Annotated in this window: 24 protein-coding genes; 8 read left to right on the forward strand and 16 right to left on the reverse strand. The window is 31.9% G+C overall.

Translation table 11 applies throughout. From position 1 onward, the window contains the following. Positions 1 to 95: 95 nt before the first annotated feature. Together gap and GKZ86_RS22805 are read left to right on the forward strand one after the other, a co-directional pair. Positions 96 to 1,094, forward strand: coding sequence for a type I glyceraldehyde-3-phosphate dehydrogenase (gene gap / locus GKZ86_RS22800; protein ID WP_154785348.1), 999 nt, complete (start codon positions 96 to 98; stop codon positions 1,092 to 1,094). A 26-nt stretch (positions 1,095 to 1,120) separates the two neighbouring features. Beyond that, entirely contained in the window at positions 1,121 to 3,289 is a 2,169-nt protein-coding gene (locus GKZ86_RS22805; protein WP_154785349.1) for an ATP-binding protein, read from the forward strand. 20 nt (positions 3,290 to 3,309) lie between these two features. Here the strand turns inward: GKZ86_RS22805 and lpxK are convergent, their stop codons facing one another. From lpxK to GKZ86_RS22820, 3 genes are read right to left on the reverse strand one after another with little or no spacing between them, the layout of a single operon-like run. Further along, positions 3,310 to 4,332, reverse strand: coding sequence for a tetraacyldisaccharide 4'-kinase (gene lpxK / locus GKZ86_RS22810; RefSeq protein WP_154785350.1), 1,023 nt, complete (start codon positions 4,330 to 4,332; stop codon positions 3,310 to 3,312). Between the two features lie 4 nt (positions 4,333 to 4,336). Next, positions 4,337 to 4,618, reverse strand: coding sequence for a Txe/YoeB family addiction module toxin (locus tag GKZ86_RS22815; protein ID WP_154785351.1), 282 nt, complete (start codon positions 4,616 to 4,618; stop codon positions 4,337 to 4,339). Next, entirely contained in the window at positions 4,594 to 4,845 is a 252-nt protein-coding gene (locus GKZ86_RS22820; RefSeq protein ID WP_154785352.1) for a DUF2683 family protein, read from the reverse strand. Before GKZ86_RS22820 ends, GKZ86_RS22815 begins: the two co-directional genes overlap by 25 nt. 199 nt (positions 4,846 to 5,044) lie before the next feature. Here GKZ86_RS22820 and GKZ86_RS22825 point away from each other — a divergent pair, with 199 nt between their 5' ends. From GKZ86_RS22825 to GKZ86_RS22835, 3 genes are all read left to right on the forward strand, one after another. After that, positions 5,045 to 6,139, forward strand: a complete 1,095-nt coding sequence (locus GKZ86_RS22825) for a Nif3-like dinuclear metal center hexameric protein (RefSeq protein ID WP_154785353.1) — start codon at positions 5,045 to 5,047, stop codon at positions 6,137 to 6,139. Between the two features lie 3 nt (positions 6,140 to 6,142). After that, positions 6,143 to 6,922 carry a zinc ribbon domain-containing protein gene (locus GKZ86_RS22830; protein ID WP_059114295.1) on the forward strand — a complete coding sequence of 260 codons (780 nt, stop codon included), beginning with the start codon at positions 6,143 to 6,145 and terminating at the stop codon, positions 6,920 to 6,922. 170 nt (positions 6,923 to 7,092) lie between these two features. Then, on the forward strand, positions 7,093 to 7,944 hold the full coding sequence (locus GKZ86_RS22835) for an alpha/beta fold hydrolase (RefSeq protein WP_154785354.1): 852 nt from the start codon (positions 7,093 to 7,095) through the stop codon (positions 7,942 to 7,944). A 174-nt stretch (positions 7,945 to 8,118) separates the two neighbouring features. Here GKZ86_RS22835 and GKZ86_RS22840 read toward each other — a convergent pair whose 3' ends face one another. Next, a complete protein-coding gene (locus GKZ86_RS22840; RefSeq protein WP_154785355.1) occupies positions 8,119 to 8,799 on the reverse strand; it encodes a helix-turn-helix transcriptional regulator in 681 nt (226 codons plus the stop codon). A 74-nt stretch (positions 8,800 to 8,873) separates the two neighbouring features. Between GKZ86_RS22840 and GKZ86_RS22845 the strand changes: the two genes are divergently transcribed. The 3 genes from GKZ86_RS22845 to rluF all read left to right on the forward strand — a co-directional run bounded on the left by GKZ86_RS22845 (position 8,874) and on the right by rluF (position 11,317). Then, complete coding sequence (locus GKZ86_RS22845) at positions 8,874 to 10,013, forward strand: cytochrome P450 (RefSeq protein WP_154785356.1); 1,140 nt, start codon at positions 8,874 to 8,876, stop codon at positions 10,011 to 10,013. Positions 10,014 to 10,028: 15 nt separating this feature from the next. Further along, on the forward strand, positions 10,029 to 10,373 hold the full coding sequence (locus GKZ86_RS22850) for an antibiotic biosynthesis monooxygenase (protein ID WP_154785357.1): 345 nt from the start codon (positions 10,029 to 10,031) through the stop codon (positions 10,371 to 10,373). Between the two features lie 110 nt (positions 10,374 to 10,483). After that, a complete protein-coding gene (gene rluF / locus GKZ86_RS22855) occupies positions 10,484 to 11,317 on the forward strand; it encodes a 23S rRNA pseudouridine(2604) synthase RluF (RefSeq protein ID WP_154785358.1) in 834 nt (277 codons plus the stop codon). 77 nt (positions 11,318 to 11,394) lie between these two features. Here rluF and GKZ86_RS22860 read toward each other — a convergent pair whose 3' ends face one another. From GKZ86_RS22860 to GKZ86_RS22915, 12 genes are all read right to left on the reverse strand, one after another. Beyond that, positions 11,395 to 12,141 (reverse strand): LytTR family DNA-binding domain-containing protein, encoded by a 747-nt coding sequence (locus GKZ86_RS22860; protein WP_154785359.1) that lies wholly within the window; start codon positions 12,139 to 12,141, stop codon positions 11,395 to 11,397. Continuing rightward, the gene (locus GKZ86_RS22865; protein ID WP_154785360.1) at positions 12,134 to 13,876 is read right to left on the reverse strand and encodes an ATP-binding protein; all 1,743 of its coding nucleotides are present in this window, start codon (positions 13,874 to 13,876) and stop codon (positions 12,134 to 12,136) included. The genes GKZ86_RS22860 and GKZ86_RS22865 overlap by 8 nt, the downstream gene beginning before the upstream one ends. An 87-nt stretch (positions 13,877 to 13,963) precedes the next feature. After that, positions 13,964 to 14,467 (reverse strand): hypothetical protein, encoded by a 504-nt coding sequence (locus GKZ86_RS22870; RefSeq protein ID WP_154785361.1) that lies wholly within the window; start codon positions 14,465 to 14,467, stop codon positions 13,964 to 13,966. A 255-nt stretch (positions 14,468 to 14,722) separates the two neighbouring features. Further along, positions 14,723 to 16,117, reverse strand: coding sequence for a DUF4173 domain-containing protein (locus tag GKZ86_RS22875; RefSeq protein ID WP_154785362.1), 1,395 nt, complete (start codon positions 16,115 to 16,117; stop codon positions 14,723 to 14,725). 52 nt (positions 16,118 to 16,169) lie between these two features. Continuing rightward, on the reverse strand, positions 16,170 to 16,466 hold the full coding sequence (locus GKZ86_RS22880) for a transcriptional regulator (protein WP_133507876.1): 297 nt from the start codon (positions 16,464 to 16,466) through the stop codon (positions 16,170 to 16,172). Positions 16,467 to 16,470: 4 nt separating this feature from the next. After that, positions 16,471 to 17,085 (reverse strand): hypothetical protein, encoded by a 615-nt coding sequence (locus GKZ86_RS22885; protein ID WP_154785363.1) that lies wholly within the window; start codon positions 17,083 to 17,085, stop codon positions 16,471 to 16,473. A gap of 328 nt (positions 17,086 to 17,413) precedes the next feature. After that, entirely contained in the window at positions 17,414 to 18,340 is a 927-nt protein-coding gene (locus GKZ86_RS22890) for a magnesium transporter CorA family protein (protein ID WP_154785364.1), read from the reverse strand. A 93-nt stretch (positions 18,341 to 18,433) separates the two neighbouring features. Then, positions 18,434 to 19,318, reverse strand: coding sequence for a bifunctional 5,10-methylenetetrahydrofolate dehydrogenase/5,10-methenyltetrahydrofolate cyclohydrolase (locus GKZ86_RS22895; protein ID WP_154785365.1), 885 nt, complete (start codon positions 19,316 to 19,318; stop codon positions 18,434 to 18,436). A 126-nt stretch (positions 19,319 to 19,444) separates the two neighbouring features. Continuing rightward, positions 19,445 to 20,797 carry a signal recognition particle protein gene (ffh, locus tag GKZ86_RS22900; RefSeq protein WP_042565987.1) on the reverse strand — a complete coding sequence of 451 codons (1,353 nt, stop codon included), beginning with the start codon at positions 20,795 to 20,797 and terminating at the stop codon, positions 19,445 to 19,447. A gap of 333 nt (positions 20,798 to 21,130) precedes the next feature. Then, positions 21,131 to 22,810, reverse strand: a complete 1,680-nt coding sequence (locus GKZ86_RS22905) for an MBOAT family protein (RefSeq protein ID WP_154785366.1) — start codon at positions 22,808 to 22,810, stop codon at positions 21,131 to 21,133. 1 nt (position 22,811) lies between these two features. Then, positions 22,812 to 24,143, reverse strand: coding sequence for a GDSL-type esterase/lipase family protein (locus tag GKZ86_RS22910; RefSeq protein ID WP_228526587.1), 1,332 nt, complete (start codon positions 24,141 to 24,143; stop codon positions 22,812 to 22,814). A gap of 82 nt (positions 24,144 to 24,225) precedes the next feature. Continuing rightward, positions 24,226 to 25,710, reverse strand: a complete 1,485-nt coding sequence (locus GKZ86_RS22915; RefSeq protein ID WP_194632530.1) for an SGNH/GDSL hydrolase family protein — start codon at positions 25,708 to 25,710, stop codon at positions 24,226 to 24,228. Positions 25,711 to 25,947: the final 237 nt, after the last annotated feature.

Consider the following 25,947-nt stretch of genomic DNA (forward strand, 5'->3'; position numbering starts at 1 on the left):
AGGTTATTCGTTTAATTGTTAAATCGTTTAATCACACTGATGATTTAACGATTTAACGATTTAACGACTGAACGATTAAACAAATAAACAAGCGTTTGAAAACTAGAATTGCTATTAATGGTTTTGGAAGAATTGGAAGAAATTTATTTCGTCTTCTTTTAAACCATCCTGATATTGAAGTCGTTGCCATTAATGACATTGCTGATAATAAAACAATGTCGCATTTAATAAAATATGACAGTATTCACGGTGTTTTACCGTTTAAAGTAAGTCATGACGAAGAAAGTATAATTGTAGATGGAAAACATATTTTGTTTTTTCATGAAAAAAGCATTTTAAATTTAGACTGGGAAAGTCTTAATATTGATTTTGTAATAGAATCAACAGGTAAATATAAGACCTATGAAGAATTACATGCACATATAAAAGTTGGAGCAAAAAAGGTTATCCTTTCAGCCCCATCAGAAGTTGACACGATAAAAACTGTTGTTTTAGGAGTAAATGAAAATATTTTAGACGGAACTGAAGTTATTGTTTCAAATGCAAGTTGTACTACAAACAATGCTGCTCCGATGATAAAAATCATCGATGAATTATGCGGAATCGAGCAAGCATATATTACAACTATACATTCTTACACTACAGATCAAAGTCTTCATGACCAGCCACATAAGGATTTAAGGAGAGCAAGAGCTGCAAGTCAGTCAATTGTTCCAACAACTACAGGTGCGGCTAAGGCATTGACAAAAATTTTTCCTAAATTGCATGAGAAAATAGGTGGATGCGGAATTCGTGTACCGGTTCCGGATGGTTCGCTAACCGACATTACATTCAATGTAAAGCGAGCCGTAACTATTGAAGAAATTAATACAGCATTTGAACAAGCCTCAAATTCAAATTTAAAAGGAATATTAGATTACACAGAAGATCCAATCGTTTCGGTTGATGTAATTGGCAATACAAATTCGTGTTTATTCGACGCGCAACTAACTTCCGTTATTGATAAAATGGTAAAAGTTGTAGGTTGGTATGATAACGAAATTGGCTATTCATCAAGATTGATAGATTTGATTTTACTGATGAGAAAAGCATAAAATTCATTGTAAAAGCCTTGCAATACATGAAATACCTTTTAATTCTTATTAGTTTTTTTAATTCAATTTTGTATTCTCAAACTAAGCAGAATATAGATAGCATTTCCTATTATAACAAGTTAGCGAATTCAAATCTTAAGGTTAGAAAGTACGATCAGGCCATTTTTTACACCAAAAAGTCAATAGATTTTTGCGCCGCCAATAACAAGTCCGAGAATTTAGCCAATCAGACTTTTAAGCTTGGAAAAATTTATTACAATCAGCGGAACTACGAAGAAGCATTAAAAAAATTCCACAAAAGTGTTTCATTATTTCAAAATATAAAACCAACGTGCACCAAAGTTTTAGCCTTGCATTATATTGGTGTTACCAACTCTGCAAAAGGCAATAATAAAACTGCGGAAGTTTATTATAAAAAAGCTGAGAATCTATTAAAAAAACTAAACATTGCTGATAGTGCCGAAATTTTAAGCTACCAAAAAGCAATGGCTTTTAAAAGCAATAAAAATTTTAATGCTGCCGAAAAAACCTTTCATACAATAATCCGGAAACCGGATAATACTGCAAACTTAAAAACCAAAGCCGATTCTTATTATCAACTTGGTTTAATCGAAAGTCATCGTAAACCAAACGATTCTGCCTTGATTTATTTTGATAATGCTTTAGACCTTAATTCAAAAGGCAATGATCTTGTTCAAAAATCAAAAATTGTTTTAGGTATAAGCGAATATTATAAGGAAAACAAAAACTTCGATCTCGCCTATTCTTATTTAAATGAACATTATCAGATTGAAAATTATATTTTAAAACTAAAAAATAGCCAAATCGATTTAAATGAATTCGAAAGATTCAAAAAAAATCAAAGCTTAAACAATACTTTAAAACGAGAAAGTGAAGAAAAAATTCAATTAAAAACCTATCGTTATTCTAAACTCGTTAGTATTTTAGCCATTGCATTAATTTCTATTCTTTCGCTTTTAAGTCTTGCTTTATATAAAAACAATATTATCCGAAATCAGAATAATTTACTTTTAAGAGAAAAAAACAAAGAGCTTATTTTAGCCAAAAATAAAGCTGAAAAAGCATCAAAAGCAAGATCTGAATTCCTCTCAACCGTAAGTCACGAATTACGGACACCTTTGAATGCCATTAACGGAATCACACATTTACTTCTTGAAGACAGTCCGAAAAAAAGGCAATTAAAATATCTTGAATCTTTAAAATTTTCAGGAAATTACCTTACTACATTTATCAATGAAATTCTTGAAATAAACAAAATCGATTCAACAAAAGTCGAGATAGAAAACATTTGTTTTAATCTAAAAGAACTTATGTTCAATATTCAGGTTTCTTTAAAAGAATTGGCTACGGCCAATAAAAATTATTTTAATCTTGATATAGACAAATCTATTCCTGATAATCTTATTGGCGATCCTACCAAAATATCTCAAATTATCCTCAACTTAATCAACAATGCTTTAAAGTTTACACAAAATGGACAAGTAAATGTTATTGCAAAATTATATGACAAAGATGAGGAGAATGCAACTGTTTATTTTGAAATAGTAGATACCGGAATTGGTATTCCGGAGGATAAACTCCAAACTGTTTTTGAAAGTTTTTCGCAAGGTTCAATAGAAGTTAACCGCAAATATGGCGGCACAGGGTTAGGATTGACTATTGTAAAAAAATTAATTGAGCTTTTGGGAGGTGAAATAAAATTAAAAAGTGAAGTTGGTAAAGGTTCTACTTTTACTTTCAAATTAAATTTCAGCATCAATAAAGAGCCTCTTCAAATTATTGAAGAACCTAAACATTATAATGACAAACAATTGAAACATAAATCGATTTTACTGATTGAAGACAACAAAATCAACCAAATGATTACACGAAAAATGCTCGAAAACAAAGCTATTTCCTGTGAAATAATTGATAATGGCGAAGATGCTGTCGAGCTTTTAAAAATTAAAAAATTCGATATGATTTTGATGGATGTACATTTACCTGGCATCAACGGAACTACAGCTACAAAACAAATTCGGGAATTTGACAAATCGACACCAATTATAGCTTTAACAGCTATTTCACTAGATGAAAACAGAGATATGCTTTTGGCTTTCGGCATGAACGATGTGATTACAAAACCTTTTGTTCCTGACGAATTTTACAGCATAATCGCTAAGTTTTTTGACTAGTTTTTTAAGATTCTGAGATACTAAGTTGCTGAGTTTGTTTTGATGTATTCTAAAATCGTTGCATCAAAATTTTGTTTGTTATTGATAAACGTACTTTTTATAGGCAAGTAATACAATTGTGAAACCAGTTTAGAGTCTTTAAGTCTAACGTAATCTTTCTCTGTTGTAATGATTTTTTTGTTTTCGGCTTTTTTCTGAACCTCATCTAAATCTCCCTCAGAAAAATGATGATGATCCGGATACGTTAAGCATTCATCATTTTCATTGTTTAAATAATCAAAAAATGGTTTAGGTTTTGCAATTCCCGCCAAAAGTAATTTCGGTTCATTTTTAATTTCAGAAACCGTTATTTTTTCATCTTTACTATAAATTTCATTATCATAATCTATAAAAGTAAAAAAGATTTGCTGTGAACAAGTTAGCTTCAATTTCAACCGAATTTCATTTTGTTCCTGATCTGATAAATTTTTCGGGCATTTCGTTACAATTACAATTTTTGCCCTATTTGCCCCGCTTCTGCTTTCACGCAAATTCCCGGTTGGCAGCATAAAATCATCAGCATACAAATCTCCATAAGAAGTCAATAAAATATAAAAACCTGCTTCTACTTTTCGGTGTTGATACGCATCATCTAACAAAACAATCTCAGGTTTTTCCTTTTGAGAAAGTAGTTGTGTAATTCCGTTCGTTCTGTTTGCATCAACAGCAACCTGAATATTTGGGAATTTTTGATAAAACTGAAAAGGTTCATCACCTAAAATTTCGGCATTTGAAGTTGAATCTGCCAAAACAAAACCTTCAGATTTACGCTTGTAACCGCGGCTTAAAGTCGCAATTTTATATTTATCAGATAATAATCGAATTAAATATTCTATTTGAGGTGTTTTCCCGGTTCCGCCCACGCTTAAATTTCCAACGGCAATAACCGGAATATCAAATGAACTAGATTTCAGAACTCCTTTATCAAAAAGATAATTTCTGATTGAAGTAATAAATCCATACAAGATGGCGAATGGGAAAAGTATTTTTCGAAGTAGATTCATAGATTTATTTATCAGAATAATGCCCCATTGCTGAAACTACAAAAACGGTTACAATTTCATCTTCTACCCGATAAATTAGCCTGTCTTTTTGATTAATGCGTCTTGACCACAATCCAGAGTATTCATATTTCAGCGGTTCTGGATTTTCAAAACCTTCATATGGATTTTCTGAAAGATCAATTAAGATTTTAGCAATATTTTTAATAGAAGTTTTATTTCCTGATTTTTTATGTTTTTCAATATCCTGATTTGCGACCTTAGTTACTTCAACCCTAAACTTCCCCATATATCATCTGGATTCAGCGTTGTAGTTTCGCCATTTTTAATATTTTCTTCTGCCTTTTTCATTTTTTCAACAAATTCAGAAGTATATATACTTCTTTCTTCGTTAACTTGCCCATAATCATCTGTTTCAACAATTTCAATACCTTCCACACCTCTAAAAAAAGCTTCAAACATTTCCATAAATGCTTTTCCCGTTTTGGTGCGTTCATTAATTTTTATCGTAGTCATGACTTTAGATTTAGAATTACAAATATACAAAATACATATCATTCGTATATATAATATAAATGAGAACGAATTCTGGAAATTAAATAAAACATAATATTTTTCGTTAATTTGTTTTATGAATTTATTTCAGGTTTCAAGTTTTCCCTGCAACATAAAACTTGAAACGAATAAAACCTGAAACTTGAAACAAACATAAAAAATGAAAATATCAAATATATTAGCAATCCTCGAAGAAATGGCTCCTTTGGCTTACGCCGAAGATTTTGACAATGTTGGACTTTTAGTTGGAAATGCCGAAACGGAAAGTACTGGGGTTTTGGTTTGTCACGATGCTTTAGAAAGTGTAATCGAAGAAGCCATTGCAAAAAACTGCAATTTGGTTGTTTGCTTCCACCCGATTTTATTCTCTGGAATTAAAAAAATTACGGGTAAAAATTATGTCGAACGTGCGATTCTAAAAGCCATCAAAAATGACATTGCTATTTATGCTGTTCACACTGCTTTAGACAATCATTTTGCAGGCGTTAATAAAATATTTTGTGATGCTTTAGGATTAATAAATACAAAGGTTTTAATTCCAAAACAGAATTTCATTCAAAAATTGGTTACTTATACAGTTCCTGAAAACGCTCAAAAAGTACGTCAGGCTTTGTTTGATGCTGGCGCGGGAACAATTGGAAATTATGAGAATTGCAGTTTTAACTCTAACGGAATTGGAACATACAAAGGGAATTCTGAAAGTAATCCGGTTATTGGAGAACGCCATGAATTGACTGAAACCGAAGAAATAAAAATTGAAGTTACATTTGAAAAACATTTGCAGTCCAGAATTCTAAAAGCCCTTTTTACGAATCATATTTATGAAGAAGTAGCTTATGAAATTTACGATTTACAAAACCAGCATCAAAATATTGGTTTGGGAATGGTTGGAGAATTTGAAACTGAAATGGATGAAAAAGACTTTTTATATTTCGTAAAAGATAAAATGATTGCTGACGGAATTCGTCATTCTGCCTTTACAGGCAAAAAAATCAAGAAAGTAGCTGTTTTGGGAGGTTCGGGAAGTTTTGCCATAAAAAATGCAATTATGGCCGGAGCCGATGCTTTTTTGACAGCCGATTTAAAATACCATCAGTTTTATGAAGCCGAAAACAAGTTACTTTTAGCAGATATTGGTCATTTTGAGAGTGAACGCTATACAAAAAACTATATTGTTGATTATCTTCGAAAAAAAATCCTTAATTTTGCAATCATTTTATCAGAAGAAAATACAAATCCAGTTAAGTACTTATAGAATATGGCGAATACGAAAGAATTAAGTGTTGAGGACAAGTTAAGAGCAATATACGATTTACAGCTTATTGACTCTAGAATTGACGAAATCAGAAACGTAAGAGGAGAACTTCCTTTAGAGGTTGAAGATTTAGAAGATGAAGTTGCAGGTTTGAGCACTCGTTCAGAGAAACTGAAAAGTGAACTTGAAGTGATTGAGGATCTTATCAAATCGAAGAAAAATGCGATTGATGAGCACAAAGAGGTTATCAAAAAATACACAAAACAACAAGAATCAGTTCGTAATAACAGAGAATTTAATTCTTTGACTAAAGAGGTTGAATTTCAAGAATTAGAAATTCAATTGGCTGAAAAGCAAATCAAAGAAATGAAAGCTTCTATCGAACATAAAAAAGAAGTTATTTCTAATTTAAAAGAAAAACTTGACGCTAAAAGTTCTCATTTAAAACATAAAAAATCTGAATTAGATGCGATTATGTCTGAGACTCAAAAAGAAGAAATCTTCTTATCTGAGAAATCTGCTGAATATTCAGGTCAGATCGAAGAAAGATTATTAGCGGCTTACAACAGAATCAGAAGTAGTGTACGTAACGGTTTAGCGGTTGTTTCTATCGAAAGAGGAGCTTCTGCAGGATCATTCTTCACTATTCCACCACAAACTCAGGTTGAAATCGCTTCTAGAAAGAAAATCATTACTGATGAGCACTCTGGAAGAATTTTAGTTGACAGCGCATTGGCTGAAGAAGAAAAAGAAAAAATGGAACAATTGTTCTCTAAATTCTAAATAATACGAGTCCCGATTTAATCGGGACTTTTTTTTTATAGTTATTTTTGCCACAGATTTAAGATCTCGGTTGGAAGATAAAATCCTTTATAAATCTTTTTTAATCTGTGGCAAAAATTTTTTCACCAAGTTTAAAATCATATTTTTTATCTTTAGAAAAAATTTAAGTTTTGGGAATTAAAAAAGGAATTCGTTTCATTACATTAAAATCAGTTGGACAATATATTAACTTCTTAAGTTATATTCGCCCACAAAAAGCTGTAGCACTTTCTTACGCACTATTTAGCCAGCCCAGAGTTGGAAGACTTCAAAAAGACAGCTTGCCTAAAATACTAAGAAATACAGAAACAGAAACGTTTCACCACAACGAACATCATTTTCAAACATACGTCTGGAAAGGAAACGAAACCAAAATTTTACTCGTTCACGGCTGGGAAAGCAATGCTTCGCGCTGGAAAAAAACATTACCTCATCTACAAAAATCCGGAAGTACCATTATTGCTATTGATGCGCCGGCTCACGGACAAAGCAGCGGGAAGGAATTCAATATTCCGCTTTATGCTGAATTCATCAATAAAGCCGTAGAAAAATATCAGCCAACTATTATTATTGGGCATTCGATTGGTGGCGCAGCCTGCGTTTATCATCAATATTTATTTCCGAATACCAGTATTAACAAAATGGTGATTTTAGGAGCGCCGTCAGATTTAAAGACTTTGATTGACAATTATGTTTCGATGTTAAGTTTAAATACCAAAATGTTTTCACTTTTAGAAAGTCGTTTTTTAACACGTTTCAATTTTAAATTAGAAGATTTCTCCGGACAAAAATTTGCATCACAATTTGATGTAGCCGGTTTTATTGCGCACGACACAGCTGATAATGTTGTTGCTTTTGAAGAAGGAAAGAAAATTGCCAGCAATTGGAAAAACAGCCAGTTTATCGAAACTAAAGGTTTAGGCCACGGAATGCATGATGATGAATTGTATCAGAAGGTTATTGAGTTTTTGTTTGCTTCTTAAAAAAGGTTCAAAGAGGCAGAGGCTCAAAGGAACAAAGGTTTTTTTTATTTTGTCATCCTGAGGAACGAAGGATCACACGCGTAACTCGACAAAGATTGGTGACTTTCTGCACGGGGCTTCTAGTGCCATCCTTCGTTCCTCAGGATGATAAGATTGTAGAAAATTCTAAGAAGTTTAAATAACAATTTTAAAATACTTCAATAATTCTTTTTCACCTTTTCCGGTAATTGTTATTGCTCTTGAGTTTTTGGTTTTTCTGAGCCAGTCTTCTTTTATCATTTTATTTAAAAGTAATGCACCTACCGAACCTGCAATATGATTTCTTCTTTCGCTCCAGTCAAGACAAGGTTTTAAGAATATTCTTTTTTGCTTTTGAGCTTCTGTTATATCGATTCCAAAATCTGAAAACCATTTTTTGCCTTCAGGGCTTATTTCAAAAGTATTTTTATTTTCTACAATTATTTTTTGCTCTAATAAACTATCTGTCAAAGCAACACCAATTTTTCCGGCCAAATGATCATAACAAGTTCTGCAAAATTTTATTGGAGGATAATTTTCGGTTTTCTTAATGGAAGAAATTTCATGTTTCGGAACCAGATTTGCCATTGCTTCAACTGCATACGCAACTTCTTTGTTCGAAAATCTGTAATATTTATGGCGTCCTTGTTTTTCGACAGAAAGCAAATCAGCATCAAGAAGTTTTCCTAAATGCATACTTATGCTTTGCGGAGATGTCTGAGCAACAACAGCAAGTTCTGTTGCTGTAAAAGCTCTTCCGTCTAACAATGTCCACAAAATTGAAGCGCGCGTTGGGTCGCCAATTAATGTTGCCGTTTTTACAAATTGATCTTCCATTTGGGTATTTATAGTTAAATGTAGAATGAAGTATTGCTTTGTAAAGTTAAATAACTTTGCTAAAAATAATCTATATGACCTCTACTTTATTCCTGCAATCTGATGCTATCGATCCTTATTTGGTATATAAAACCATGTTAGAAAAAAATCCTGTTTATTGGGATGAAACTAATAAAATATGGGCAATATATTGTTATGAAGATTGTGTTTCTATTTTGAAAAATATAAAAACTGAGATTCCAGCAATTAATCCAAACAACGAACAAAAACTGAATAAACATGCATTAGATATTCTAACTAATTTAACCCGTTTATCGAATGGAATTCAACATGAAATTTCAAAAGAAATTGCGACGTTGTTATTCTCAAATATGAAATCGGTTGAAATCAGCAAAATCATTTCTCAATTGATACAAGATAATCTTATTGAAAATAAAATCGATTGGGTAAATTCGGTTTGTAAAAAATTGCCGGTTTTAGTTGTTTTAAAAAGCTTTGGCTTTGAAGAAAATGATTGTGCTTTTATTCTGCAGAAAATAGAAGATTTTGTCAAAATAATGCTTCCGAATAAAACAGAAGAACAAGTAAAATGCATTAATCAAATTTCAGAAGAAATCTTTACAATTACCCAAAAGCAGCTTCTATCTTTAAATGTATTAAATAAAATATCCGAATCAGATTCATTTTCGTCTGACGAAATAAAAACAATATTTATTAGTAATTTAATCGGATTGTTTATTCAGAGTTTTGATGCCGGAAGAGGGATTTTGAGTAATTCTTTATTACAGATTCTGAACAACAAAAGCTTTTCGAATAAAGTAGAAATTCAAAACTCCGTTATTGAAACTTTACGATTTGATCCGCCAATTCATAATACAAGAAGAATTGCTGCCGAAGACTTTTACATCGGCGAAAGCCTTATTAAAAAAAATGATCCTATTTTAATTGTGCTTGCATCTGCAAATCGTGATCCTGAAAAATTTGAAAACGCCGGGAAATTTGATATTGAAAGAAGCAACAATGCTCAGAATTTAACTTTTGGAATTGGTGGTCATATGTGTCTGGCGAAGCATTTCTCGATTCATTTAACTACTGAAGCTTTATGGTTTTTATTTGATGCATACAAAACGATAGAACTTTTAGAAAATAATATTCAATACGAACCTATGATTAATGCCAGATTGCCTAAAAACATCTGGATCTCAATACAATAATTAAAACACAAAACTATGATAGCTGTAATTTTTGAAGTCATTCCAAACCAAGGAAAAAAAGAAGAATATCTGGATATCGCTGCCAATTTGCGACCTGAATTAAATAATATTGAAGGTTTTATTTCTATAGAACGTTTTCAGAGTTTTAGCGATCCTGAAAAAGTTTTGTCTCTATCTTTTTGGAAAGATGAAGAAAGCATTCAACAATGGCGAAATCTCGAAATGCATCGTCACGCGCAATCAAAAGGCAGAAATGAAATTTTTAAGGATTATCATTTAAGAATTGCGAATGTCGTTCGTGATTATGGAATGTTTGATCGAAAGGAGACGCCTTTGGATAGTTCTGGATTTCATAATTAAGGTTCAAAGGTGCAGAGGTTCAAAGGAACAAAGCGGTGTGAAATTCCTAAAATCTAAGAAGTCTAAAATCTAAAGATCTGAGAAGTCTAAATTTTAACTACTTTTGCAGTATGGAAGAGAATTTAAAACGTCTGAATAAATTTATTGGAGAAACCGGGTATTGTTCTCGTCGTGAAGCCGATAAATTGATTGAAGAAGGACGCGTAACAATAAATGGTGTTGTGCCTGAAATGGGAACGAAGGTTTCGCCAGATGATGAAGTGCGTATTGACGGAAAGTTGATTGTGGAGAAACACGAAAAAATGGTGTATTTAGCTTTCAACAAACCTGTTGGAATTGAATGTACGACTAATTTAGAGGTTCGAAATAATATTGTGGATTATATTAATTACCCAAAACGTATTTTCCCGATTGGAAGATTGGATAAAGCCAGTGAAGGATTAATTTTCATGACAAATGATGGTGATATCGTAAACAAGATTTTGCGCGCCAGAAACAACCACGAAAAAGAATATACGGTTACTGTTAACAAACCTATTACAGAACGTTTTATACAACGAATGGGAAATGGTGTTCCGATTTTGGATACGGTTACTAGAAAATGTAAAGTAGAACAGATTAGTAAATTCACTTTTAAAATTATTCTTACGCAAGGTTTAAATCGCCAAATTCGTCGTATGACAGAATATTTGGGTTATGATGTAACGGCTTTGAAACGTATTCGAATTATCAATATTTCATTGGATGTTCCGGTTGGTCGTTATCGTGATTTGACCGATGATGAAATTAAAGAATTAAATCATTTAATTGAACCTTCGAGCAAAACTGAGGAAGCAAGTTTACCAAAGGTAGAAACAAAAACTCCAACAGCAACAGGAACAAAACGAAGAACAGAATTTATATCGAAAGACGATCCAAGATTTAAGAAAAAAGGAGATTATTAGAAACTTATGAATCAATAAAAAAGCCTCAAATATTAAAATTTGAGGCTTTTTTATTGATTGAAAAAACGAGTAAAAGACTATCTTAATATGCGAAAGTTTTTTACAAAGTCTTTGTATTTATCACTTAAGGTTACTTTGTGATTTCCTTTTAAAATTACAAGGTTATCATTGACAATTATTTCTTCTATTTTACTTAAGTTAACAATATAGTTTCGATGTGTCTGGCAAAATTTACTTGCATCGAGAAGCTGAATAATTTTGGTTAATGATATTAAGATTACAAACTTTTCAACCTCGGTTATGATATTGCAATAACGATCTTCGACTTCGATGTAAACAATATCTTCAATTTTAACTTTCTTTAATGCTTTATTCTTTTTGATAAAAAGCGAATCGTTACTTACAACCGTGTTTTGATCTTCGCTATGAAAAACGTTTGTTTGATCATAAAACTTTTCTACGGCCATTTCGAGCGCGTACAAAATTTCAAGCTCATTAAACGGTTTAAGCAAAAAGCTGAAAGGTTTCGTCAGTTTTGCTCTTTCAAAAATTTGACGGTCTTTTGAACTGGTTAAAAAAACAAAAGGTTTTACGCTGTTTGGAACAATATTTATGGTTTCTGCAAAAGTAATTCCGTCTGGTTTTCCGTCTAAAAAAACATCAATAACTACAATATCAATGTTATTTTGATAAAATAGTTTTAAAGCTTCATTATATGTCGGAGCAATTCCAACAATATTATAATTGTTTTCGGTAAGCACTTTTACGAGCGCATCGCCTTCGCTGGCAGTATCCTCGATAATAAGTACATTTATATTATCCATTGTTTTTAATCTTTTGTAATGCAATAATTATTTTTGTCCCCACATTCTCTTCACTCTCTATATCGAGTTTACCGCCGTTTTTATGAATCATGCTTTTGCACAATTGCATTCCTAATCCTGTTCCTATGTTTTCGTCGTTCTTCTTTTTCGAAAGCAAAACCGTCTCTTTTAATAGTTCTTTTTTTGTTGCTGCATTCATTCCTGATCCGGTGTCTTCGATTACTAAAAAACAAAAATCGTCTGACGAAGGTCTGGTATAAATAGAAATTGTTCCGTTTTCCTGAGAGAATTTAATGGCGTTATCTAATAGATTCCTGATTATAATTTTAAGAGAATCCATGTCGGCAAATACATAATCAGAAGCTGCAACATTGTTTTTATAATTGATGTTTTTGTTTAACATCAATGGTTTATAATTATATTCTACATGTTGCACAATCGAAGACAAATGAAGCGATTCCTGATAAAAATAAGCTTGTTTGGTTTGCAACAAAGCCCAATTAAGCAAATTATCTAAAAGGTTATAAGCTCCGTTGGCTATATCACTATTGTTATGAAGCAGTACATCGAGTTCTGAGAAATTTTTACTTTTTAAATTCTCTATCAATTTACCGTTACTTGTTTTTAAAGCATTTACCGAAGAACGTAAATCGTGACTTACTATCGAGAACAATTTATCTTTAGTAGCATTCAGTTCGTCCAGCTCATTTTTCTGAGCCAGAATAATTTTATTATTTCTAATCTTTTGGCGGTAAAAATAAACGCCTGCACCAAACAAGATTAGTAATAAAACTGACGAAATAATAAAACCATTTCTTTCAGCCGCTTTTAGTTTATTCTCGGCTGCAAGAACATCGACTTCTTTTTGTTTCTGCTTGACAGCAAATTTCTTTTCTACTTCGGCAATTGCCCAGACTTTGTTTTGATCATTTAAAGAATCTTTCCATTGTTCAAATTCTTTTCTATATGTTAAGGCTAAAGGAAAATTTTTTCTATTTTCTTCAACTGCGGCCATATTTACGGCTGCGGCTCTTTTTAAATCAAATGAATTTACCATTTTTGACAAATGGTATGCTTTTTCAAAATACGGAATTGCTTGATTGTCTTTATATTGTTCATAATACAAATTTGCGAGATCCATATACGAACCAATAAGCAATAAAGAATCTTTTTGCTTTTCTTGTATTTTAGAACTTCTAAACAAATATTCTTCCGCCTCACTAAACTTTTTAAGGTGTAAATAACATATTCCAATATTATGTAATATTATACTGTTTTTAAGTTCGTATCCTGTCTTATAAGGCAGTTTCTGAACTTCTTTAAAATAATTCAAAGCAGTTTCAAACTCTTTTTGTTCTAATGCTATTTCACCTAAATTAACCTTAACTTTATAATAAAATAAAAAAGAAGCAGAAATATTATTAAACTCTTTTTTAGCTTCGTTATAAAGTTTTTTATTCCTAAAACTGAATCCTCTACAATATCTACAATAATCTACAATTTCTGGGTTTTTATTAACGCTTAGGGTTTTCATAGAATAAACAATCGTTGAATCCCATTTTTTTTCTACAAAAAAAGTTACTGTTTTATTAAAGTTGATATTTTCTTTATGCTTTATAGCTGCTTTTTTTATTGTAGATTCTAATAATTGGTCTATGTGAGATTGTTCTTGAGAGAATAAAATAAAACAGGAAAGAAATAATATCAAAGTATTAAACAATTTAATTCTCATCATTTTTTCATAATTAATAACAAATTAACAATCATAAAAGCTGTATATATAAATGGTTTATATATACAGCTTTATAACTTTCTTAAAATATTAACCTCCTACTTGAACAGTTGTCTCAGTTCCTCGTGATGTTTGTGGATCAATATCCCAAAGAAAAGTTTGTATTGTTTTTATATCAGCAAATGTATCTTTTCCATAAGGGTATGGATTAGCTTTAAAACTTGCTTCATAAACATCAAAATATTTTTCTGGATCATCCAGTATATCATAAGCTATAAAAAACTGCAGCTGGCGCTTTCCATCAATATCTACATACCAATTTTGATAAATCTCAAATACTAATTCATCTTCTGTATTGGCTTCATCTTCTTTTTGTCCTTTCGGTTTACGAGCAACCAAAAAAACTGCCCTAACTTGAAATGTTCCATCCTTCAATAATGTAGCTTGAACAATTGGAGCAAAAGGAATTTTTGATTCATTCTCTGGAAAACTTATAGCCTTTTGTTTTGTTATTTTACTTGTGCTTTCAGGTAGCATACATTCACCTGGAGGGTAAATTTTTTCAAGAGGCGATACTAGGGTAATGTTTGTCATGGGTTTTGTTGTTATTAGGTTAGACTTAAATAATTAATTATGTTTTTAAGAAAAATCTCACTTTATTCATTTAAAAACATAGAAAATTTTAAATTTTCAAGAATCAAATATAGTAAACAATTTCTTAATAAGTTTTACCTCTTTGTAATAAGTATATTAATTAACAATTAGCCATTTAAACCTTTAATAAAAATTGACCTACAATACAGTAAAACCAACAAAAAATCCCATTCATGATTGAATGGGATTCTATTATTATTTTTTATCATTTACATATTCGTAATATAAAACCTTAGATAAAATCGTTTGATTTTTATATTCTTCAATTTCTTTTTCTCTTGAAATTTCTATGTCTTTTCCGTCAAGATTATGACGTAACAAGTATTCCCGACGTGCTTCATCATTAAAATTTAATCCGCTTAGAAATTTTGGTTCTAAACCTTTATTTACAGAGATATTATATTTTGTAATTAAATCTCCCCAATTGACAAAACTGCACAAAAGAACGGTTCCGTAAAAATACCAGATCATTTGGTTAAAGAGATATGCATTTGTTTTTTGTCTGGTAATTTTTAAGAATGCATGCACTAAACCAATAATTGCCAAAGTTAAAAAAGCATAAACTCCAAGTCGTTTATAGGTTAATCCGAAAAAAGAAACGTATTCTGAATTTTTAATGATTGTGCTTACAATTAAAATACCATTTAAGAAGATCCATATTTTAGCTAACTTTTTAAGTGTTGTTGCTTTTTGATCAAAATTAAATCCTCCTTTAAAATAAAACAAGATTACGCCAACTGCCATAAGTGTAGAAAAAATTACTGAATTTACTCTTTCGTGTGTATCAGCACTAAGTTTAGAAGCCTGCGCTGTAACTACTTCAAAAAACTGTTCGTAATTGTACGTTACTATAAAAACCAGGAGCATGAAATTTAATAGTAATAAAGTAATCTCGCCGCTTTTTCTTTCGAAGTGCAGATCAAGAAATGAAAATGTATTTTGATTTTTAACTTCATCTGCATTTTTGAAATCATTATCCAGCAATTCATTTTTGTCGTAACAAACATCAGGAACCCAATAATTCCAGAAGCTGAAAGAAATATAAAAGCCTAAAACACTTATCAATAACAATTGTAAAATATCAATATCTAAAGTATAATCTGTAAACAGAGATGAAAAATGATCACTTCCAAAAGAATACACTATAAAAAACAATAGTAGAAATACTGTGGGAATGATAAAATATGCTACCAGTTTTTTCGTAAAGTCACTGCTGATTTTCTGTTCCGGAAGCCATTGATCGAACATAAAAACGCGTCCTAATGAAGTTATTCCGTTTAAGAATACCAGTGGAAAGATTTGTATGATTTTGAGCTTAAAATCCTGCGTTTTAAATTGCAAAAAGAGAACTGACATTGCTAATGCCAGAAACGAAGCAAAATCGCCATACCAGGCAAAAGCAAAGCAAGATAAGACCGATGTTACAACCAAAATCAAATGTGTGCGGTCGATAAACCGATCCTGAAAAAAATAACAGATTAAGCCTGTTATGACCAATCCAAAAATAGCGAGGTTTACTCCTATTAACTCTTTGTAAAAAAGCAGCGTAAATACTAAACTGCATGCCAGAATAAAATGATGTTTTTTCATGATTTTAAATTTAAAAGTACTTTGCTTTTCAAAGTATTTGGGTAAAAAAATTTTACTTGTTAGATTTCATTAATTTTTCAAGACTCGATAAGTGTTCATTAAAGGCCGCGCGTCCTCTATTGGTCACTCTGTAAGATGTTTTAGGTTTTTTGCCTACGAATTCTTTTTTTACTTCAATATATTCAGATTTTTCAAGTGCCGAGGAATGACTTGCTAAATTGCCATCGGTGATATTTAAGAGTGTTTTCATCTCGGTAAAATCTACCCAGTCATTGACCATCAGAATGGACATAATTCCCAATCTGACACGGCTTTCAAAATCTTTATTTAGTTTATCAATGATTCCCATTGGTTTATTTATATTTTTTGAACATCACTAATCCGTACAAGATATGCAAAATACCAAAGCCTATTATCCAAAAAACTAAACCATATCCAATATAAAAAAGAGAAATAAATCCTAAAATGAGTTCGCTAAACCCTAAATATTTGACATCAGAAAAAGTATATTTTTCTGCATTAATCAACGCTAAACCATAAAATATTAAAGTTGTTGGTGCAACTAAAACATATATCTGATGATATAGAAGTGCCAGACAAAATATACCTCCGGCAAGAAGCGGAACGGCTAAATTGAACAACATTTTTTTTGTTGCAGTTGTCCAAATTGGCAAATTATATTTTTTGCTTTTTCTAATCGTAAAAAGGATTCCGAATGTAAGTGCGAACAGCAAAATTACTGCTCCTGTCCAGAATAATTCTGAAACAAGATTTACTGAATATAATTTGTGCTCTCCATCAAAGTATTCAAGTCCATTTGCTTTAAACAACTGATAAACATACAATCCGCCAATTAATGCCGATAAACCAGCGAAAACTCCTGAAAGTCCGCTTAACGATATAAATCTTGAAGAACGCTCCATCATTGAGCGAATGTGTGCTAAATCTTCCTGATGCTTCTGATTCATAATTAAAGTACTTTGAAGTACAAAGTTATTCTTTATTTTGAATTGACAAATAAAAATTACCTTTTATTTTTTTGATGCTGAAAATATTTCTGCAAGGTTTTGTCCCGAAGCTTCGGGATTGCAGGAATAATACGTTTTATTAACCACGGATTGCGTGAGGGATAGGAATAAGCTACCGAAGTAGCGCGGATAGCCCGACCGTATTTGCGAAAGGCGCGAATAAGCGGTTTGTTAAATAGCGCCTTTTGCAAATAAGGTCACGCCCAGATTATAAAACGAAAAAGCCTATTCGTAATGAACAGGCTTTTATTTATGTTTTGTTTTGGATTTAAAACCATCTTCTTCGTTTAAAAAGAAATACACCAACGGCCGAAAGTATGATTGAAACTGAAAGAAGAATCCAAATTCCGTATTTAATTTCTTCGAGACCATTTGGAACATTCATACCATATAAACTGGCAATTAATGTTGGAATCATCAAAATAATCGAGATCGAAGTCATTTGTTTCATGATATTATTCATGTTGTTGGAAATTACAGAAGCGTAGGAATCAACCATTCTTGTCAAAATATCACTGTAAATGTTTGCCGTATCTTGCGCCTGACTTAACTCAATTTCGACATCTTCGACCAAATCTGTGTCGTAGTTTTGTGTTTGTATTTTTAAGTTTTTAATGCGATGAAATAAAACATCATTCCCTTTTAAAGAGGTTATAAAAAAGACAAGACATTTCTCAATTTGAAGCAATGTTTGCAGTTCTTCATTTTTAATTGATTTTTCTAAATTATCTTCTGCTACTTTAATTTTTTGATTGATTTGTTTAAGATATTTCAAATACCAAACGCTTGACGAGAGCAAAAGTCTTAAAACTAAACAAAAATTATCATTGATTTGGATATGTTTTTTTTGTGAATAACGCACAAGGTCACAGATAATTTCAGTTTTATAAAAGCTGATTGTCACTTTTATATCGTCTTTGAAAACGAATCCTAAAGGTATGGTTTGAAATGGTAATTTTATATCATCTCTTTTTACCGGAACACGTAAAACTACTAATGTCCAGCCATCTTCAGTTTCGATACGAGGTCTTTCGTCGATATCTTCAATATCATTATAAAAAGCTTCAGGAATTTGAAGTTCTTCTAATAAATATTTTTTTTCTTCTACAGTTGGTGATTCTATGTTAATCCAGCTGTTCGAACTCCATTCAGGAATTTCAAATAATCCGTTATTACTTTTATAAAATGTTTTCATTTCAAATTCTGAATGTTTTTATATCGCTTTGTAAAACCAAAAAGCCCATCTTTAGTTAGATGGACTTTTCTGTATTGTATATTCTTTTTTGTCTTATTTTCTGGCGCTTCTCATTTTGCGGGCCAAAAGCGTGTTTTTAAGTAACATTGCAATTGTCATTGGTCCTACTCCACCAGGAACTGGCGTTATGAATGATGCTTTTTTACTTACTCCGTCAAAATCTACGTCACCTTTTATAACATATCCTTTTGGATTTGATGCGTCATCTACGCGAGTAATTCCAACGTCGATAACCGTTACTCCTTCTTTTACCATATCGGCTTTTAAAAATTCAGGAACTCCTAAAGCTGTAATAATAATATCTGCATTTTTAGTGAATTCTGCTAAGTTTTTAGTACGACTATGTGTTAGTGTAACTGTCGAATCTCCCGGATTTCCTTTGCGGCTCATCAAGATACTCATTGGTCGGCCTACAATATGGCTTCTTCCAATTACTACGGTATGTTTTCCGGCAGTTTCTACTTTGTAACGTTCTAACAATTCCATAATTCCAAATGGTGTTGCCGGAATAAAACTTTCCATTTCAAGTGCCATTCTTCCAAAGTTTGTTGGGTGAAAACCATCAACATCTTTATCAGGATCAATTGCTAATAATATTTTTTGTTCGTCGATGTGTTTTGGTAAAGGCAACTGAACGATGTATCCGTCAAGATCATCATCTTCGTTTAATTCCTTAATTTTAGCTAACAACGCTTCTTCGGTAATATCTTCCGGTAAACTTACTAAAGTTGAATCAAAGCCAATTTGCTGACAAGATTTTACTTTACTTCCTACGTAAGTTAAACTTGCTCCGTTTGTTCCTACGATAACTGCTGCTAAATGAGGCACTTTTCCTCCAGCATTTTTTATCGATTGAACTTCGGCTGCGATTTCGTTTTTAATGTCTTCAGCTGTTTTTTTACCGTCTAGTAGTTGCATTGTTTTTATTTCAGGTTTAAAGTTTCATGTTTCACGTTAAATGTGAAACTCATATTTATTATATTAAAAAAGTTCCAAATTTCAGCCTCATAACTTGAAACCTGAAACTTGAAACTTTTAATTTTATTATCTCGGCATTCCGCCTGGCATTCCTTTCATGCCGCCCATCATTTTCATCAGGTTTTTTCCGCCCGGACCTTGCATCATCTTCATCATTTTGCTCATTTGGTCAAACTGCTTCATTAACTGATTTACTTGCTCGACTTTGGTTCCTGAACCTTTAGCGATTCTGGCTTTCCTTTTTACGTCGATTATGGCAGGTTTGCTTCTTTCGATTGGTGTCATCGAGTGAATGATTGCTTCTATATGTTTAAAGGCATCATCTTCTATTTCTACATCTTTCATGGCTTTTGAAGCTCCTGGTATCATTCCAACCAAGTCTTTCATATTACCCATTTTCTTTACTTGTTGAATTTGCGTTAAGAAATCATCAAAACCGAATTCGTTTTTAGCAATTTTCTTTTGAAGTTTTCTTGCTTCTTCTTCATCAAATTGTTCCTGCGCTCTTTCTACAAGTGACACAACGTCTCCCATACCTAAGATACGCTCCGCCATACGATCTGGATAGAAAACATCAATTGCTTCCATTTTCTCTCCTGTACCAACAAATTTGATTGGTTTATTTACAACCGATTTAATCGAAATTGCAGCTCCACCACGTGTATCTCCATCTAATTTCGTTAAGATAACTCCATCAAAGTTTAAGATATCGTTGAAAGCTTTTGCTGTGTTTACAGCATCTTGTCCTGTCATTGCATCAACAACGAACAATGTTTCCTGTGGCTGAATTGCTTTGTGAACACGTGCAATTTCATCCATCATTTCCTGATCTACTGCTAAACGTCCGGCTGTATCGACAATTACGACATTAAAACCGTTTGCTTTTGCATGTTTAATCGCGTTTTGAGCAATTTCTACAGGATTTTTATTTTCTGGTTCTGAGTAAACCTCTACACCAATTTGATCTCCAACAACATGCAACTGATTAATCGCCGCAGGACGGTAGATATCACACGCTACAAGAAGTGGTTTTTTATTTTTCTTAGTCTTTAAAAAGTTGGCTAATTTTCCTGAGAAAGTTGTTTTACCAGAACCTTGCAATCCTGACATTAAAATAACTGAAGGAGTTCCAGAAAGATTAATTCCTGCAACATCGCCACCCATTAATTCTGTCAACTCATCTTTTACCAGCTTCACCAATAATTGTCCTGGCTGAAGCGTAGTTAAAACGTCCTGACCAATTGCTTTTTCTTTTACTTTGGTTGTAAAATCTTTAGCAATTTTAAAGTTAACATCGGCATCAAGCAAGGCACGACGAACTTCTTTTAAGGTATCGGCAACGTTTACTTCTGTAATTTTACCGTGCCCTTTTAATATATGGAAGGCTTTATCTAACTTATCACTTAAATTATCAAACATACTATTTTCTTTATTTGAAGTGCAAAGATAATCTAATTAGATATTTCAGGCAATTTTTATTTATGCGCAATTTTGCCACGAAGACACTAAGGCACAAAGTTTATTATTTGCGTTGTGTTACTTAACTGCAAAATGCGCGAAGTTTTTTTTTCATGCAAAGACACAAAGTTTAAAGCCAAATATTAAAAAAAGTTTCTCGCAGATTTAGCAGATTAGGCAGATATTTTTTTAGGTTAAGCATGAAAAAATCTATTAAATCTGCTAAATCTGCGAGAAACAAAAAAAGCGCAAAGAAATAAATCTTTGCGCTTTTGTGCCTTTGTGGCAATATTTTTAGAACTGGAAATAAATAAAAGGCTGTGAACCTGCAACTGCTGTTGCGTAAACTATCCAATAAACAAATCCCAGGATTATTGCTTTTGCTAATAATGGTGTTTTATCAAAAACGAACTTCATTTTATCTGTAATCACTTCCGGCAAGAAATGCCAAACGTAACCAAACAGCATTAATAAGAATACATTTTTATATCCTAAAACGATGACTTTCCATTGTTCCGGTTCGAATGTTAATTGCCCTATATTATTAATTACCTGCAACGCTGTTTCGAAATCTCTGGCGCGGAAAAAGATCCAACAGAAAACAACGAAATGAAACGTGATTACTATTGAAAAGAATTTCCATAAGAAATTAGAACCTTCTTTTTTGGAAGGAAAAAATTCCATGAAGATTTTATGAACCGCCAACGCCAATCCGTGCAAAGCTCCCCAGATAATAAACTGTGCTCCGGCTCCGTGCCACAATCCTCCTAAAAGCATTGTTGTAAACAAATTGAAATTGGTTACCAGCGTTTGATTTTTTTTATTTGAAAGTAAAAATGTCAAACAAAAAAGTGCGATTGCGCCAATTGCGATTGCCAATGGAATAAAACTAACATTCACGTTTGAAATTCCCCAAAGCAATAATCCGAAGAAAAATAAACTCGGAAATAAAAATCCTGCGAATGTTCCTTCTCTGTTTCCTCCAATAGAAATATATAAAAAGTCTTTTAACCAGGTTGATAACGAAATATGCCATCTTCTCCAGAAATCAGTAATCGAAACAGATTTATACGGCGTTCTAAAGTTGGCCGGTAATTTAAATCCAAGTAACAAAGCGATTCCGATTGCCATATCTGAATATCCAGAAAAGTCACAATAAATCTGAATTGCATATCCGTAAGACGCCATTAAATTTTCGAATGATGTATAATTCATCGGCGTATCAAAAACACGATCTACAAAGTTTATAGAAATATAATTTGATATTACTGTTTTCTTGATTAATCCACCAATAATCAGAAACAATGCATTGTTTACATCTTGTTTGGTAAGGTTTAATTTTTGATAAATCTGCGGCAGGAAATCTTTTGCGCGTACAATTGGTCCGGCAACTAATTGCGGGAAAAACGAAACGAAAAATAAATATTCGATATAGTTTTTTGTTGGTTTAATTTCTTCACGATAAATCTCGATAATATAACTCATCGACTGAAAAGTATAAAACGATATTCCGACAGGAAGAAAAATATTATGAAGCTGGAAATGACCATTGAACATATCATTGTATGTTACAATCATAAAGTTCATGTATTTAAAATAGCCTAATAATCCCAAATTCAGGATTACACTTATAACTAAATATATTTTCTTGGTATTTACTTTGGTTTCTTTGTAAATGATCTGGCTTAAGCCATAATCGACTACTGAAGAAAGCAATAAAAGTAAAAAGTAAATTCCGCTTGACTTATAATAAAAGAAAAGCGAGAACAGAATTACATACGTTAATCGTAAATAAAATGTTTTACGTAAAAAGGCGTATACAAAATAGAACACCAAAAACAATCCAAGAAATAGTCCTGTATTGAATAATAATTTTTCGTCGGGATTATAAACGAACCAACTTTTGACTTGTTCTAATGTTATGGTACCAAAATTTTGAACAAACCAATTATTTATGCTATTACTTGCTATCAACTTATTTCTTAAATTTAAAATTATCGTATGCTTTTAAAAATGCTTCTGTAAACAATTTTCCTTGTTTTTCGTATCCTTTTTTAGAATAATGAACCCAATCAGGACCTATTAATTTTTCTGCTTTTAGATTTCGAATTCCTTCTAATCCTCCAAACTCATCATATAAATCCCAAACTGCAAAACCATCTGTTTCTGCAATTTCATTAATTCTTCTTGCATAATCACGAACATACACGTTAGGTTTTCTTCCTTTAAGCAAAGATGGCGGTGGGGTCATCACAATTACCGAAACATTGCTGTTTTGCGCTTTTATGTTTTTTATAAACTCACGTAATTCTCTTATATAAGATGAAGCTTCCATGTGATCATAACTTTCATTTGTTCCTAATGAAAAAATCAATACATCAGGATGCAGCGCTTTTAACTGCTCAAAAAATAATGGATATTTATTATAATCAGAGAACTTTGCACCATTTACTCCAATACTGCTATAAATTAAACCGGCAGCATCTTTTTCTAAAACAAGTCCGTTAAGTTCATATTTTGAGGCACTTTTATTCGGAACTAAATAAATTTTATCTAATGCTTTTTCTGATTTGTAATAATGTGAAAACGCATCAGATTCAAGATTTAAGGGAACAAATTCTGAACTTTTAATAATTTTTGGTTTTGTTTCGTGTGTTAAGATTTTCAATGTTCTTCCCGCACGAATATTATTAGATTTCAGATTGTTTTCTCTTTTTATTTCGGCAACTGAAATATTGTATTTATCGGCAATTACAGAGATTGCTTCTCCTTTTTTAATTTTATGTTTTATTATTTTTCGCTCTGTTCCTTCTGTAATATTAGTTTGGGCTGAAATAGCCAAATCAAACATATCCTGATTTTGAGGTGTAATAATATGGATTGAATTAAACTTGTATGCCGGATCTTTAACGTTCAATTGTACTGCAAAACCTCCGTTGTCCCTCCAAAGTCCAATTCCGCTTAAACCAATCGGAACACTTTTGAAAGGATGGATGTTTCGATAGCTTTCCCATGTTCTGTTTGAATAAAATCGTTCGTTATAAGAACCGTTTGTTTTGGCTAATTGATACGGAAAAACAAGACCACGACCAGCGTTCCCGAATTGTTGTTGCAATATTTTACGAATTTTATTGGTCATTAAATCTCCCTGAATGTGAGAATCGCCAATATGTACAATATTTATTTTCTGATTATTTTGACTTTCGTTTTCTTTAAATTTCTTAAAAACACTTTCTAAAACTTTCTCATTATAAATGTGATTGCCCGTATAAATTTCAGCTGTTGTACTGTCTATTTTACTAATCATATTTTTAGTTATTGGATGTGAGACTGACTTTTGCGTTTTGTCATTTGTTGAGAAGAAAAGACAACAAAAGAAAATAATAAGTTTATTCATTTAGACTATCATTTTTGACAGTAACAGAATCTGCTTTCGCTTTTCTGACTGTTCTGGGTTTATCTGCAACAACATCTCGCTTTTCACGCAGCACTTTATATTGTTCGTATCCTTTATTCAATTGATCATACAATAAATTACCTATAGCTTTTGCTCCACGCTGATTAAAATGCGTGTAATCTTTATTGGCTCTTGCCGGAGCTTCGTCGACCCATTTTACCATAGATCCGTCTCCGCCCATTAAAGTATATAAATTCACAAATCCGGATTCTGTTTCTAAAGCATATCTTTTTTGAGCTTTCATTAATGGAACTACGGCTGAATCGGTTTTCATTTCTAAATCATATTTGGTCGATTTATCAGCGGTTGAAACAATCAAAATAGAAACACCCGGAAAAGATTCCCTGATTTTATTTACTACTTTTTTCATGCCTTTTTCGTACCAAAAGTAATTTTTGGTACCGTAATTTAAAACATTGGTTCCGTAATGCAAAATAATAAGATCGTATTTCAACGTATTATTAAATGATTGCATAACTCCGGCATCAAAAATAGAAATAGGTAAACCTGAATTCCCTCTTTGTGAGAAGTTATCTACGTGAACTCCAATTCCGTTATCGAAATTAAAGCCATAAATTGGAATTGAATCGGCTTGTACAAAATTTGCTTTAAATGCTTTAATACTTCCCGAAGCTACTTTTATGGTATTTACTAAATTATTCGGATTAAGATTTTTTCGAAGTGTGTCCTTTCCAATAATAAAATTAACATTCCCTTTTCTATGGGATTTTCCATAAAACAAGGTTGGATTATCCAGCGAAGTTGAGAATTTATTAAGTCCGGCTTCGTATTGAACCCAGGTTTGATTTTTGGTGTCATTTGCATAGAAAACGTGTCCGTTTACACCAAAAGGATTTGTTGGTCTTTTTACGTTTAGATACGATTGTGTTTTCCAGTTTTTAGAATACGAAGATTTTACTGAACCTCTTGATGCCGCAGATTCTGAAGTTATGGAAACAAAACCAACGCCATTTCCGCCAAAACGCTGTTGATAATTTGTACGAACGTCCTGAACAATTAAATCGCCATCGGTCATAGAATCTCCATAATATGCGATCCTTACTTTGGCTTGCGGATTATTTTCTAATTGATATAATTTTTCATAAAATGAAATCAGGTATTGGTATCCTTTGTAGTTGTCAAAAGTTTCAGAAGGAAATTCGATACCTTCAGAAGCATCAAAATTAATTTTCTCCTGTGCTTCCTGTTTTTCAATTTCGGCAATGCTATCGCCTTTTAGCGATAAAGAATCATTTGCTACCGACTCCAGAAGCAAACTATCAATAAGTACATTTTTAGAATCGATTTTACTATCCGAAAAGATTTTATTCGGTAAGACTTGTTTAAATCCTATAAAAGCTATGAATGCTAACGCAACAATGGCAAAAGACTGAAAAAAATATGATTTTGTATTCACTTAGTATTTATAAATTTTAAGAATAGGATTACAAAAATTTTAAAACAATTCCTGCTAATTCCTTATAAAAAACACGTGCAAAGATAGAATTAAACATTAATTTATAATTCTTTTTAGCAATTAAAATAAAAACAAAAAAAGAGGTCAGATAAATCTAACCTCTTTCAAAAAAAAATAAAAAAAACAAAGCTAATGATTGATTAGATTTTAATACTGTTTTTTTAGTTCCTATACAGC

This window comes from Flavobacterium sp. LC2016-13 (assembly GCF_009707955.1).
In the GTDB taxonomy this organism is placed as follows: Bacteria; Bacteroidota; Bacteroidia; order Flavobacteriales; family Flavobacteriaceae; genus Flavobacterium.